This window comes from Leifsonia shinshuensis (assembly GCF_013410375.1).
In the GTDB taxonomy this organism is placed as follows: domain Bacteria; phylum Actinomycetota; class Actinomycetes; order Actinomycetales; family Microbacteriaceae; genus Leifsonia; species Leifsonia shinshuensis.
Genome location: NZ_JACCFL010000001.1, coordinates 2,222,865 through 2,236,356, shown reverse-complemented (window position 1 = coordinate 2,236,356; position 13,492 = coordinate 2,222,865). Strand labels below are relative to the sequence as shown.

Sequence of the window (13,492 nt, the reverse complement as noted above, 5' to 3'; positions counted from 1 at the left end):
CCGTCACGCCCGTGCGGCCCTCTGCAGCGCGTACTCCTGCAGCGACGTCACCTCGAAGCCCTCGCGCACGGCGTCGAGCGACGCCACGGCGGCGCTCAGCTCGGCGATCGTGGTGAACAGCGGCTTGTCGCCCGCCACCGCGGCCGCGCGGATCTCGTACCCGTCGGCGCGGGCGGAGCGTCCGCTCGGCGTGTTGATGACGACGTCCACCTCGTTGCGGGTGATGAGGCCGACGACCGAGTCCTCCTCCGCCGCCTCGCTGTACTTGCGCACGATGCGCGCGGCGATGCCGTTGCGGTTGAGCACCTCGGCGGTGCCCTCGGTCGCGATGATGTCGTAGCCGAGCTGCTGGAGGCGCAGCACCGGGAGCACGATCGCGCGCTTGTCGCGGTCGGAGACCGACACGAACACGGTGCCCTCCAGCGGCATGCCGCCGTAGGCCGCCGCCTGGCTCTTCGCGAACGCGGTCGGGAAGTCGCGGTCGATGCCCATCACCTCGCCGGTGGAGCGCATCTCCGGGCCGAGCACCGAGTCGACGATCTTGCCCTCGCGGGTGCGGAACCGCTTGAAGGGCAGTACGGCCTCCTTCACGGCGACCGGCGAGTCCATCGGGATGACCGAGCCGTCCGTCTCCGGGAGCAGGCCCTCCGCGATCAGGCCGCCGATCGTGTCGCCGACCATGATGCGCGACGCCGCCTTGGCCAGCGGGATGCCGAGCGCCTTCGAGACGAACGGGACCGTGCGCGACGCGCGCGGGTTGGCCTCCAGCACGTAGAGGACGCCCGCGCCGATCGCGAACTGCACGTTCAGCAGGCCGCGGACGCCGATCCCCTCGGCGATCTTCAGCGTCGCCTCGCGCACCCGGTCGATCTCGCGGCGGCCGAGCGTGATCGGGGGCAGGGTGCAGCTGGAGTCGCCGGAGTGGATGCCGGCCTCCTCGATGTGCTCCATGACGCCGCCGATGTACAGCCGCTCGCCGTCGTAGAGCGCGTCCACGTCGATCTCGATCGCGTCGTCCAGGAACCGGTCGACCAGAAGCGGGTGCGCCGGTCCGACGATGCCCTGGCCCGCGACGCGCTCGAAGTAGTCCGCGAGCGAGGCGGTGTCGTAGACGATCTCCATGCCGCGGCCGCCGAGCACGAAGCTCGGGCGCACGAGCACCGGGTAGCCGATCTGCTCGGCGGCGTGGGCGGCGGACGGGAAGTCGATCGCCGTGCCGTTGCGCGGGGCGAGCAGCCCGGCGCTTTCGAGGATGCCGGCGAACAGGCCGCGCTCCTCCGCCAGGTCGATCGCCTCCGGCGTGGTGCCGAGGATCGGGACGCCCGCCGCCTCCAGGCCCTTCGCGAGGCCCAGGGCGGTCTGGCCGCCGAGCTGCACGACCACGCCGACCAGCTCGCCGGACTGCGACTCGGCGTGGATGACCTCCAGCACGTCCTCGAGCGTCAGCGGCTCGAAGTACAGGCGGTCGGAGGTGTCGTAGTCGGTCGAGACCGTCTCCGGGTTGCAGTTGATCATGATCGTCTCGAACCCGGCGTCGTGCAGCGCGAACGACGCGTGCACGCAGGAGTAGTCGAACTCCACGCCCTGCCCGATGCGGTTCGGGCCGGAGCCGAGGATGACGACCTTGCGGCTGTCGCTCGGCGCGACCTCCGTCTCCTCGTCGTAGCTGGAGTAGTGGTACGGCGTCAGCGCCGGGAACTCGCCCGCGCAGGTGTCGACCGTCTTGTAGACCGGGCGGACGCCGAGGATGTGCCGCACCTCGCGCACGTCGGCCTCGCCGAAGCCGCGCAGCTCGCCGATCTGGGCGTCGGAGAAGCCGTGGTCCTTCGCGTAGCGCAGCGTGTCGGTGTCGAGCGTCTCGGCGTCGCGGAGCTGCTCGGCGACCTCGTTGATGAGCACGATCTGGTCGATGAACCACGGGTCGATCTTGGTGGCCTCGAAGACCTGCTCCGGCGTCGCGCCGAGGCGCAGGGCCTGCTGCACGTCCACGATCCGACCGTCGGTCGGGGTCGCGATCGATTCCAGCAGCTCCTCCACCGTGCGGGACTCGTGGCCCCAGTGGAAGGACGATCCGCGCTTCTCCAGCGAGCGGAGCGCCTTCTGCAGCGCGCTCGTGAAGCTGCGGCCGATCGCCATCGCCTCGCCCACCGACTTCATGGTGGTGGTCAGCGTCGGGTCGGCGGCCGGGAACTTCTCGAACGCGAACCGCGGCACCTTGACGACGACGTAGTCCAGCGTCGGCTCGAAGCTCGCCGGGGTCACCCGGGTGATGTCGTTGGGGATCTCGTCCAGGCGGTAGCCGATGGCGAGCTTCGCGGCGATCTTCGCGATCGGGAAGCCGGTGGCCTTCGACGCCAGCGCCGACGAGCGGGAGACCCGCGGGTTCATCTCGATGACGATGATCCGGCCGTTCTCGGGGTTGACCGCGAACTGGATGTTGCAGCCGCCGGTGTCGACGCCCACGGCGCGGATGATGTCGATGCCGATATCGCGCAGCTTCTGGTACTCGCGGTCGGTCAGCGTCAGCGCGGGCGCGACGGTGATCGAGTCGCCGGTGTGCACGCCGACCGGGTCGACGTTCTCGATCGAGCAGACCACCACCGTGTTGTCGGAGGTGTCGCGCATCAGCTCGAGCTCGTACTCCTTCCAGCCGAGGATCGACTCCTCCAGCAGCACCTCGCTGGTCGGGCTCTGGTGGATGCCGTCGCCGGCGATGCGGCGCAGGTCCTCCGGCGTGTAAGCGAAGCCGGAGCCGAGGCCGCCCATCGTGAACGACGGGCGGACGACCAGCGGGTAGCCGAGGTCCTCGGCGTACTCCAGCGCCTCCTCGACGGTGTGGGCGATGTGCGAGCGCGCGACCTCGGCGCCGGCCTCGACCACGAGTTCCTTGAAGATCTGGCGGTCCTCGCCCTTCCGGATGGCCTCGAACTTGGCGCCGATCAGCTCGACGCCGTACTTCTCCAGGATGCCGTGCTCGTGGAGCTGCATGGCCGCGTTGAGCGCGGTCTGGCCGCCCAGGGTCGGCAGGATCGCGTCCGGCTTCTCCTTGGCGATGATGGTCTCGATGACCTCCCAGGTGATCGGCTCGACGTAGGTGGCGTCGGCGAAGTCCGGGTCGGTCATGATGGTGGCCGGGTTGGAGTTCACCAGAATGACGCGCACGCCCTCCTGCTTGAGCACGCGGCAGGCCTGGGTGCCGGAGTAGTCGAACTCGCAGGCCTGGCCGATGACGATCGGGCCGGACCCGATGACCAGGACGGAGTGGATGTCGTCGCGCTTGGGCATCAGTCGGTGCCTTCCTGGTTCTGGTCGTTCTGCGAGCCGGACTCACGCTTGTGGATCAGCTCGAGGAACCGGTCGAAGAGGTAGTTGGCGTCGTGCGGGCCGGCGGCGGCCTCCGGGTGGTACTGCACGCTGAACGCGTCGATGTCGAGGCAGTTCAGGCCCTCCACGACGTTGTCGTTGAGGCTGAAGTGGCTGACCTCCACCCGGCCGAAGCCGGCCGGCGAGTCGAAGGTGGCGTCGATCGGCGCCTTGACCGCGAAGCCGTGGTTCTGGGCGGTGATCTCCACCCGGCCGGTGCGCTTGTCGAGCACCGGCTGGTTGATCCCGCGGTGGCCGAACGGCAGCTTGTAGGTGGTGAGGCCGAGCGCGCGGCCGAGGAGCTGGTTGCCGAAGCAGATGCCGAAGTACGGCAGCCCGGCGCGCAGCGTCTCCTGGAGGAGCGCGACATGCTTGTCGGAGGCCTGCGGGTCGCCGGGGCCGTTCGAGAAGAACAGCGCGGACGGGTTCAGGCTGAGCACGTGCTCGGCCGTGACCTGCTGCGGGAGGACGTGCACGTCGAGCCCGCGCGCGGCGAGGTTCTCGAGCGTGGACTTCTTGACGCCGAGGTCCAGGACGGCGACCGAGCCGACGCGCTCACCGACCGCCGGAACCGTGTACGGCTCGACGGTGGAGACCTCGGCCGAGAGGTTGCGGCCCGACATCTTCGCGCCGGAGAGCACGAGCTCCAGCTGCTCGGAGTCGCTCAGCCCGAAGTCCTCGCCGGAGAAGATCCCGGCGCGCATGGCGCCCGCCGAGCGGATGTGCCGCGTGACCGCGCGGGTGTCGATGCCGCTGATGCCGACGACGCCCTGCTCGACGAGGTCGTCGTCGAGGCTGCGCTGGGCGCGGAAGTTGGACACGACCCGGCTGGGCTCACGGACGACGAAGCCGTCCACCCAGATCCGCCGGGACTCCATGTCCTCGTCGTTCGTGCCGGTGTTGCCGATGTGCGGAGCCGTCATGAGGACGATCTGGCCCGCGTAGGACGGGTCGGTCAGGGTCTCCTGGTAGCCGGTCATGCCGGTGGCGAAGACCGCCTCGCCGAGCGTCCGCCCGCGGGCGCCGTAGGCCCGGCCCACGTAGCGCTTCCCGTCTTCGAGGACGAGCACGGCAGGTTCTGCTGCAGCCACGTCACACCTCGCTTTCGTCGTCTGTGCTGCCGGGCGTCGGACCGCCCGGGAGGATGTCTTCCACGGCCGCGGTCAGGAGGCCGCGGCCGGCCGGGTCCACGACCCGGAAGTAGCTGTCGGCGGCAGCGCCGCCGCTGGTGGTCCAGCCGAGCCGGAGCAGGCCGTCCCGCTCCACGACCCGGTCGATGGTGACCGTCGCCGCGCCGACGCCGGTGAGCGCGCCGGCCGGGATGAAGACCGGCCGCTCCCCCGCGACGCGGAGCCGGACGCCGTCGGCGGAGACGTCGACCGTTCCCCTGCCGCGGTACGACAGGCCCGGCAGCGCCAGTCGCTCCAGGGACTCGCCGGCCTTGGTCGTGGCGACGTAGAGCACCTCGGAGGACACCGTCGGCGCCGCGGAGGTCTCCGGCTCCGGGTAGCCGCCGCCGGCGGGGGCGTCGCGGCGGACGCGCCGTCGCCAGCCGACGAGGGCGAGCGCGAGCACGACGATGACGACGAGGAGGATGCCGATGGTCGGCAGGAGCTTATCCACGAGCGACCTCCAGCTCCTCGACCACAGTGCCGTCGAGCACGGTGGCGTAGCCGCGGTGGAACGTCGCCACCACACGGCCCGGCAGCGTCATCGACAGGTAGGGCGAGTTCACACCCTTGCCCGCCAGGTCACGGGTCGAGAACTCCCGCGAGGCGGCCGGGTCGTAGAGGAACAGCTCGGCGGGAGCGCCGGTCTCCAGCGGGAGGCCGTGACCGTCCAGCCGGCCGATGCGCGCGGGCGCGGCCGAGAGCACGCGGGCGATGTCGGTCCAGCCGAGGAGTCCGTTGTCGACCACCGAGGCCTGGACGACCGAGAGCGCGGACTCCAGCCCGACCATGCCGAACGCGGCGGCGTCCCACTCGCAGTCCTTGGACTCCACCGGGTGCGGCGCGTGGTCGGTCGCGACGATGTCGATCGTGCCGTCGGCGAGGCCGGCGCGCAGCGCCTCCACGTCCTCCGCGCGGCGCAGCGGCGGGTTGACCTTGTAGCGGGCGTCGTAGCCGGAGGCCAGCTCCTCGGTGAGCAGCAGGTGGTGCGGCGTCACCTCGGCCGTGACGTCGACGCCGCGCGCCTTCGCCCAGCGGATGACGTCCACCGAGCCGGCGGTCGACACGTGGCAGACGTGCAGGCGGGAGCCGACGTGCTCGGCCAGGAGGACGTCCCGGGCGATGATCGACTCCTCGGCGACGGCCGGCCAGCCGGTGAGGCCCAGCTCGCCGGACAGCGCGCCCTCGTTCATCTGGGCGCCCTCGGTGAGCCGGGGCTCCTGCGCGTGCTGCGCGATCACGCCGCCGAACGCCTTGACGTACTCCAGGGCGCGGCGCATCAGCAGCGGGTCGGAGACGCACTTGCCGTCGTCGGAGAAGACCCGCACCTTCGCGCGGGAGTCGGCCATCGCGCCCAGCTCGGCGAGCCGCTCCCCCGCAAGGCCCACGGTCACGGCGCCGATCGGCTGCACGGTCGCGTAGCCGGCGGCCTCGCCGAGGCGGAGCACCTGTTCCACGACGCCGGCGGTGTCCGCGACCGGGGAGGTGTTCGCCATCGGGAAGACCGCGGTGAAGCCTCCCGCCGCCGCGGCGCGCGTGCCGGTCAGGACCGTCTCGCTCTGCTCGAAGCCGGGCTCGCGCAGGTGGGCGTGCAGGTCGACCAGGCCGGGGAGGGCGATCAGCCCGTCGGCGTCGATCACGGTCGCGCCTGCGCTGCTCGCGTCGCTGCCGGGGGCGGCGATCCGCCCGTCGGCGAGGAGGAGGTCGGTGCGGGCGCCGTCAGCGAGAGTCGCTCCGCGGATCAGGAACCTCTGCGTCGTCGCGCTCTCGGTCATCGCACACCACCATCGCTCGTCATCTGGCCATCGCTCGTCGTCATCGGGGTCGTCCGGTCGCCTCCGGACAGCAGCAGGTACAGTGCGGCCATTCGCACGGACACGCCGTTGGCGACCTGCTCCCGCACCGTCGACCGCGGCGAGTCGGCGGCGGCCGCCGAGATCTCCAGCCCGCGGTTCATCGGTCCCGGATGCATCACAATGCTATCGGCCCCGAGGCGCCCCAGCCGTTCGTCGTCCAGGCCCCAGCGCCGCGCGTACTCGCGCTCGGAGGGGAAGTAGGCCGCGTGCATCCGCTCGCCCTGGATGCGGAGCATCATCACGACGTCCGGCCCGGCGTCGATCGCCGCGTCCAAGTCGTAGCCGATGGCCGCCGGCCAGCTGGACACGTCCACCGGCAGCAGCGTCGGCGGGGCGACCAACGTCACCTGCGCGCCGAGGGTCTGCAGCAGCCACACGTTGGAGCGCGCGACCCGGGAGTGCAGGATGTCGCCGACGATGGTCACCGTGACGCCGTCCAGGTCGTGGCCGCGCGAGCCGCGCCCGTGCAGGCGCCGCCGCATCGTGAAGGCATCGAGCAGCGCCTGAGTGGGGTGCTCGTGCGTCCCGTCGCCGGCGTTGAGCACGCCCGCGTCGATCCAGCCGCTGGTCGCGAGCGTCTGCGGGGCGCCGGAGGCGCTGTGCCGCACGACGACCGCGTCCGCGCCCATCGCCGCCAGCGTCTGGGCGGTGTCCTTCAGGCTCTCGCCCTTGGAGACGCTGGAGCCCTTCGCCGAGAAGTTGATGACGTCCGCCGAGAGCCGCTTCGCCGCCGCCTCGAACGAGATGCGCGTGCGGGTGGAGTCCTCGAAGAACAGGTTGACGACCGTCTTGCCGCGGAGCGTGGGGAGCTTCTTGACCTCGCGGTCCTGCACGTCGGCCATGTCCTCGGCGACGTCGAGCAGGGTGATGGCGTCCTCGCGGGACAGGGTCTTGGTGCTGAGCAGGTGCCTCATGCGCGCACTCCTCCGTCGGTCGCGGCGGGCTCGTCTGTGCTGCCGGCCGGCTCCGCGATGGTCACCGACTCCTCGCCGTCGACCTCGTCCAGCCGCACGAAGATGCGCTCGGACGCCGCCGACGGCAGGTTCTTGCCGACGAAGTCCGCCCGGATCGGCAGCTCCCGGTGGCCGCGGTCGACCAGCACGGCGAGCCGGACGGCGCGGGGCCGCCCCAGGTCGCTGAGGGCGTCGAGCGCGGCGCGGATGGTCCGGCCGGAGAAGAGCACGTCGTCCACCAGGACGACGGTCCGCCCGTCGATCGGGCCCGGCAGCGAGGTGGGCTGCGGCGCCCGGGTGGGATGCCGCGACAGGTCGTCGCGGTACATCGTCACGTCGAGCGACCCGACGATGTCGTCGGGCGACGCGACCGAGTCCGGCTCGATCCGCTGGATGTTCTCGGCGATCCGCCGGGCGAGCACGACGCCGCGCGTCGGGATCCCCAGGATCACCAGATCGTTCGTACCCCGGTTGGACTCCAGGATCTCGTGCGAGATCCGAGTCAACGCCCGAGCGATGTCAGCCTGCTGCAGCACAGTGCGCGCTGTCATGCCGACCTCCTTCCCCGCCTCACAGGACGGCTGTTAAAGGATGCCAATTGGGTCGAGCCTAGCAGGGACTCGCACCCCTACCGCCCCAGGAACCCCGCGAACTCCTTCTCGTCGCTGATCGAGCCGGTGTACTGCTTGCCGTTGACGATCACCGTCGGGGTGCCCTGGATGGTGTCGAGCACCTTCTTGCCGTCGACCGTGATGGGGCCCGACTGCGAGTGCGCGGTGTTCGCCTGCGCCCACGCCTGGTACGGTCCGCTGCGTTCGATACAGCCCGCGATGTCGGTGATGCCGAGGTCGGTCGCGCGCTTGGCGAGCTCCGTGTCGGTCAGTCCGTTGGAGCCCTCGCTCGGCTGGTTCGCGAACAGCGCCTGGTAGTAGTCGAGCACCCGCGACGGGTCGTGCACGGCCACGCAGGCCAGCGCAGCGGCTGCGCGGGTGGAGTAACCGGTGCCGTTGGACTCGCGGTCGAGGAAGGTCAGCGGGTGCAGCCGCAGGGTGATCGAGCCGTCCTTCACCGCGTTCGCCAGAGTCGCGCCGTTCGTCTTCTCGAACGCGCCGCAGACCGGGCACATGGCGTCGAACCAGAGGTCGACCTTCTTGGCGCCGTTGCCCGCGGAGACGTAGCCGCCGTCGAAGTTCGCGGCGCCGTCCGTCCCCGTCGCCGGCTTCGCGGTCGCGACCGGGACGTTCGAGTTGCCGCCGAGCAGCGAGCACGACGCGACACCGACGGTCACCGCGGCCGCGAGCGCGACGGCTGCGAGTGCCCGGCCGAACCGACCCGGCACGCTCCTGCCCCGTGCGCTCATGCGCGCTGCGGGCGGTTCTGCGCGATCTTCGCCAGCAGGCCGTTCACGAAGCCGGCCGAGTCGTCCGTCGACAGCACGGTCGCGGCCTCCACCGCCTCCGAGATGGCCACGCCGTCCGGGACCTCGTCGTTGAACAGCAGCTCCCAGACGCCGATGCGCAGGATGGCGCGGTCGACGGCGGGCATGCGCGACAGAGTCCAGCCCTGCGCGTACGTCTCGATCTGCTCGTCGATCTCGTCCTGGTGGTCGATCACGCCGTCCACGATCTCGCGCGCGTACAGCCAGGAGGCCTCACGCGTCGGCTCGTTCGCCGCGCGCTCCGCCTCGGCGGCCAGCGCCTGCGGCAGCGTGAGACCGCGCAGGTCGGCGCTGAACAGCACATCGAGCGCGCGCTTGCGCGCCTTGGTCCTGGCGCTCACTAGTCGTTGACGCGGCCGAGGTAGTCGCCGGTGCGGGTGTCGACCTTGACCTTGGTGCCGGTCTCCAGGAACAGCGGGACCTGGATCTGGTAGCCGGTCTCCACGGTGGCGGGCTTGGTGCCGCCGGTGGAGCGGTCGCCCTGCAGGCCCGGCTCGGTGTAGGTGATCTCCAGCACGACGGAGGCCGGGAGCTCGACGTAGAGCGGCGAGCCCTCGTGCAGCGCGACGGTCACGTTCTGGTTCTCGAGCATGAAGTTGGCGGCGTCACCGACGACCGGGCCCGGGATGGTGATCTGGTCGTAGTCGCTGGTGTCCATGAAGACGAAGTCGGCGCCGTCCTGGTACAGGTACTGGTAGTCGCGGCGGTCGACGTTGGTGATCTCGATCTTCGCGCCGGCGTTGTAGGTGCGGTCGACGGTCTTGCCGGTCGTGACGTTCTTCAGCTTCGTGCGGACGAACGCTCCACCCTTGCCCGGCTTGACGTGCTGGAACTCGATGACGCTCCAGAGCTGTCCGTCGATGTTGAGGACGATGCCGTTCTTGATGTCAGCGGTCGATGCCATGCCAGAGTTCCATTCGCTTTGCGGAAGATTCGGGTGGATGCGGCGCTCGGCGCCGTCCACGACGGGCTCAGCGTACGGAGCCCCAGAAGATTCTAGACGTCAGCGCGCGTTTCGGCGAATGAACGCCAGAGCCAGCCGGTACGAATCGAACCCGAGACCGGCGATCACGCCGGTCGAGACCGCGGTGATGACGCTGGTGTGCCGGAACTCCTCGCGCGCGTGCGGGTTCGACAGGTGCACCTCGATCACGGTGCCGCCGGCCTTCGTCACGAGGGAGACGGCGTCCCGCAGCGCGTACGAGTAGTGCGTCCACGCGCCGGCGTTGAGGATCACCGGCGCGCCGGAGTCCGCGGCCTCGTGCAGCCAGCCGAGCAGCTCGCCCTCGACGTCGGTCTGGCGGAGGTCGATCTCGAACTCGGGGGCGTCCGCGGCCAGCTGGGCGCGCAGGTCGTCCAGCGTGCCCGCGCCGTACACGTCGGGCTCGCGGGTGCCGAGCCGGCCGAGGTTGGGACCGTTCAGGACGAGGACGGAAGTCATGCCGCTCACCCTACCGGCGCCTCGCCGTCGGCGAGCGGACGGACGCGCACGGCCGACCAGACGTCGTCCACGGCCACGTTGCTGATCGGCCGCCAGCCGAACGCGCCGGCCTCCCGGATGATGGTGTCCCGGTTGACGTCGGCCCGGCCGCCCTTCGGGTACAGGAACCAGACCGCGCGGGCGCCGGTCAGGGCGGGCAGCTCGGCGCCGAAGCGCGCCAGGAGCTCGTCGCGGGTGCGCACGAAGGTCACGGAGACGGCGGCCGCCTCCGGCGCCGCCTCGGTCACGCCGTCGGGCAGTGCCCCCAGCACGGCGCGTTCGTCCGCGCCGGCGCCGACGACGCTGAGAGCGTCGCCCGGCTTCAGGAGCAGCTTTTCCACGACCGGCTTGGCCATCAGGACCCGATCTCCTGATACGCGGCGAAGAGCAGGCTCTGGTCCGGCCCCGCGAGCACGGTCGGGCGGCCGATGTCGTCCAGCACGATGAAGCGCAGCAGACTGCCGCGCGCCTTCTTGTCGCGCTGCATGGTCGCCAGCAGGGTCTGCCAGCGGCCGGCCGGGTAGCTGGTGGGCAGGGTGAGCGATTCCAGGATGCGGCGGTGCCGGTCCACGGCCTCGTCGCTCAGCCGCCCGCTCAGCCGGCCGAGCTCGGCCGCGTAGACCATGCCGACGGACACGGCGGCGCCGTGCCGCCACTGGTAGCGCTCGGCGTGCTCGATGGCGTGGCCGAGGGTGTGGCCGTAGTTGAGGATCTCGCGCAGGCCCTGCTCGGTGAAGTCCTCTCCGACGACCCGGGCCTTGATCCCGATCGACAGCTCGACCAGGCGGCGGAACTCCGGCGACTCCGGGTCGGTGGCGACGTCCACGTCCCGCTCGATGATGTCCAGGATCTCCGGCTCGGCGATGAAGCCGTACTTGACGACCTCGGCGAAGCCGGCGAGCAGCTCGTTGCGGCCGAGGGACGTCAGCGTGTCCAGGTCGCAGACCACGGCGGCCGGGGCGTAGAAGGCGCCGACGAGGTTCTTGCCCTCAGCGGTGTTGATGCCGGTCTTGCCGCCGACCGCGGCGTCCACCATCCCGAGCAGCGTGGTCGGCACCTGCACCAGCCGCACGCCGCGCAGCCAGGTGGCCGCGACGAAGCCGGCCAGGTCGGTGACCGCGCCGCCGCCGAAACCGACGACCGCGTCGGAGCGGGTGAAGTCGGCCTGCCCCATGATCCCCCACAGGAACGAGGCGACCTCGACGCGCTTGGCGGCCTCCGCGTCGGGGACCTCGGCGAGCAGCACCTCGTAGCTGCCGAGCAGCGACTCGCGCAGCTCGGCGGCGGCGGCGCCGAGGGTCGGCGGGTGCACGACGAGCACCTTGTTGACGCCGGACCCGAGGTGCGACGCGAGGTCGAACCGGAGGCCCCTGCCGATGACGACGGGGTACTGGTTCGCCCCGGCGACGAGGATCTCGGTGGGCTGGTCGGTCATGACTCTCCTTGCTCAGTGCTCTGGCCTGCTTCGGTGCTCTGGCCGTCTTCGGTGCTCTGGCCGTCTTCGGTGCGCTGGCCTGCTTCCACCCACCGTGCGATCTCCTCCACAATGGTCTCGATCGGCCGGGTGGACGTGTCGGCGGTGTAGTCGGCGAGCGACTCGTAGAGCGGGGTGCGCGCCGCCACGAGCCGCTTCCACGACTCCAGGTCGGTGACCAGCGGGCGCTTGCGGTTGCTGATCCGGGCCGCGATCGCCTCGGGCCTGACGGTCAGCAGGACGACGCGGGCCGAGGCCAGGTCGGCCTGCGTCGCCGGGTCGAGCACCGCTCCCCCGCCCAGCGAAACGATCCCCGGCCGGGCGACCGCCTCGGCGACGGCTTCGCGCTCCAGCGCCCGGAAGTAGGGCTCGCCGTGCTCGGCGAAGATCTCGGCGATGGCGCCGTGCCCGGCGACAACGACAGCGTCGGTGTCCACGAACGGGAGGCCGAGCCGCTTGGCCAGGCGCTTGCCCAGCCGGGTCTTGCCCGCCGCGGGCGGGCCGATCAGGACGATCGTCACCGTCGCGCTCAGGCGTAGGGCGCGCTGACGCGCTCCGTCGCCAGGTTCTCGGGGATCGCGTCCAGGTAGCCGCGGAGGTTGCGCGCCGTCTCGGTGACCGAGTCGCCGCCGAACTTCTCCAGCACCGCGTTCGCCAGGACGAGCGCGACCATCGCCTCCGCGACGACGCCCGCCGCGGGGACCGCGCAGACGTCGGAGCGCTGGTGGTGCGCAGGGGCGGCCTCGCTCGTGGCGATGTCGACGGTGCGCAGCGCGTGCGGGACGGTGGCGATCGGCTTCATGCCCGCGCGCACGCGCAGCACGCCGCCGGTGCTCATGCCGCCCTCGGTGCCTCCGGCCTTGTCGCTGGTGCGCTGGATCTCGCCGTCCTCGGCCACGAGCTCGTCGTGCGCCTGCGAGCCGCGGCGGGTCGTGGTGAGGAAGCCGTCGCCGACCTCAACACCCTTGATCGCCTGGATGCCCATGAGGGCGGCCGCGAGCTGCGCGTCGAGGCGGCGGTCCCAGTGCACGTGCGAGCCGAGCCCCGGCGGGAGGCCGTAGGCGAGCACCTCGACGACGCCGCCGAGGGTGTCGCCGTCCTTGTGCGCGTCGTCCACCTCCGCGACCATCCGCTCGGAGGTCGCCGGGTCGAAGCAGCGCAGCGGGTCGGCGTCGAGGGCGGCGACGTCGGCGGGCGTGGGCAGCGGGGCGCCCTCCGGCACGCGGACCGGACCGATCGCCAGGGTGTGGCTGACCAGGGTGATGCCGAGCTCCGCGAGGAACGAGCGCGCGACCGCGCCGAGCGCGACGCGGGCGGCGGTCTCGCGGGCGCTCGCGCGCTCCAGGACGGGACGGGCCTCGTCGAAGCCGTACTTCTGCATGCCGACCAGGTCGGCGTGGCCCGGGCGAGGACGCGTCAGCGCGGCGCCGCGGCCGCCGGCGAGCTTCTCCGGGTCCACGGGCTCAGCGCTCATCACGTCGACCCACTTGGGCCACTCGGTGTTGCCGATCCGCAGCGCGATCGGGCTGCCGAGGCTCAGGCCGTGCCGGACCCCGCCGGAGACCTCCAGCGCGTCCTGCTCGAACTTCATCCGCGCGCCGCGGCCGTAGCCCAGCTTGCGGCGGGCGAGATCGGCGCGGACGGCGTCCAGGGTGACGGGGACCCCGGCGGGGAGCCCCTCCAGGACGGCGATGAGTTCGGGGCCGTGGGATTCCCCGGCCGTGAGCCAACGAAGCATGCTTCGATTCTGGCACAGAGG

The 13,492-nt window shown here is 71.4% G+C and carries 14 protein-coding genes; all 14 read right to left on the bottom strand.

Features of this window, described 5'->3' with window-relative positions; translation table 11 throughout:
- Positions 1-3 precede the first annotated feature (3 nt).
- Positions 4-3,285, bottom strand: coding sequence for a carbamoyl-phosphate synthase large subunit (gene carB / locus HNR13_RS10880; protein ID WP_179605767.1), 3,282 nt, complete (start codon positions 3,283-3,285; stop codon positions 4-6).
- The gene (gene carA / locus HNR13_RS10875) at positions 3,285-4,454 is read right to left on the bottom strand and encodes a glutamine-hydrolyzing carbamoyl-phosphate synthase small subunit (RefSeq protein WP_343063528.1); all 1,170 of its coding nucleotides are present in this window, start codon (positions 4,452-4,454) and stop codon (positions 3,285-3,287) included. The genes carB and carA overlap by 1 nt, the downstream gene beginning before the upstream one ends.
- Before the next feature lies 1 nt (position 4,455).
- Positions 4,456-4,986, bottom strand: a complete 531-nt coding sequence (locus tag HNR13_RS10870; RefSeq protein ID WP_179605766.1) for a PH-like domain-containing protein — start codon at positions 4,984-4,986, stop codon at positions 4,456-4,458.
- A complete protein-coding gene (locus tag HNR13_RS10865; protein WP_179605765.1) occupies positions 4,979-6,307 on the bottom strand; it encodes a dihydroorotase in 1,329 nt (442 codons plus the stop codon). The genes HNR13_RS10870 and HNR13_RS10865 overlap by 8 nt, the downstream gene beginning before the upstream one ends.
- Entirely contained in the window at positions 6,304-7,302 is a 999-nt protein-coding gene (locus HNR13_RS10860) for an aspartate carbamoyltransferase catalytic subunit (RefSeq protein ID WP_179605764.1), read from the bottom strand. Before HNR13_RS10860 ends, HNR13_RS10865 begins: the two co-directional genes overlap by 4 nt.
- On the bottom strand, positions 7,299-7,892 hold the full coding sequence (gene pyrR / locus HNR13_RS10855) for a bifunctional pyr operon transcriptional regulator/uracil phosphoribosyltransferase PyrR (protein WP_179605763.1): 594 nt from the start codon (positions 7,890-7,892) through the stop codon (positions 7,299-7,301). The genes HNR13_RS10860 and pyrR overlap by 4 nt, the downstream gene beginning before the upstream one ends.
- Before the next feature lie 77 nt (positions 7,893-7,969).
- Positions 7,970-8,680 (bottom strand): DsbA family protein, encoded by a 711-nt coding sequence (locus tag HNR13_RS10850; RefSeq protein WP_343063527.1) that lies wholly within the window; start codon positions 8,678-8,680, stop codon positions 7,970-7,972.
- A 17-nt stretch (positions 8,681-8,697) separates the two neighbouring features.
- Positions 8,698-9,120 carry a transcription antitermination factor NusB gene (gene nusB / locus HNR13_RS10845; RefSeq protein WP_179605761.1) on the bottom strand — a complete coding sequence of 141 codons (423 nt, stop codon included), beginning with the start codon at positions 9,118-9,120 and terminating at the stop codon, positions 8,698-8,700.
- Positions 9,120-9,683 carry an elongation factor P gene (gene efp / locus HNR13_RS10840; protein WP_179605760.1) on the bottom strand — a complete coding sequence of 188 codons (564 nt, stop codon included), beginning with the start codon at positions 9,681-9,683 and terminating at the stop codon, positions 9,120-9,122. The genes nusB and efp overlap by 1 nt, the downstream gene beginning before the upstream one ends.
- Before the next feature lie 99 nt (positions 9,684-9,782).
- Positions 9,783-10,220: a type II 3-dehydroquinate dehydratase gene (locus HNR13_RS10835; protein ID WP_179605759.1), complete on the bottom strand. Its 438-nt coding sequence runs from the start codon at positions 10,218-10,220 to the stop codon at positions 9,783-9,785.
- A 5-nt stretch (positions 10,221-10,225) separates the two neighbouring features.
- Positions 10,226-10,615 carry a hypothetical protein gene (locus HNR13_RS10830; RefSeq protein WP_246312744.1) on the bottom strand — a complete coding sequence of 130 codons (390 nt, stop codon included), beginning with the start codon at positions 10,613-10,615 and terminating at the stop codon, positions 10,226-10,228.
- Complete coding sequence (gene aroB / locus HNR13_RS10825) at positions 10,615-11,694, bottom strand: 3-dehydroquinate synthase (RefSeq protein WP_179605758.1); 1,080 nt, start codon at positions 11,692-11,694, stop codon at positions 10,615-10,617. The genes HNR13_RS10830 and aroB overlap by 1 nt, the downstream gene beginning before the upstream one ends.
- Entirely contained in the window at positions 11,691-12,254 is a 564-nt protein-coding gene (locus HNR13_RS10820; protein WP_179605757.1) for a shikimate kinase, read from the bottom strand. Before HNR13_RS10820 ends, aroB begins: the two co-directional genes overlap by 4 nt.
- A gap of 8 nt (positions 12,255-12,262) precedes the next feature.
- Complete coding sequence (gene aroC, locus HNR13_RS10815) at positions 12,263-13,471, bottom strand: chorismate synthase (RefSeq protein WP_179605756.1); 1,209 nt, start codon at positions 13,469-13,471, stop codon at positions 12,263-12,265.
- Between the last annotated feature and the right edge of the window lie 21 nt (positions 13,472-13,492).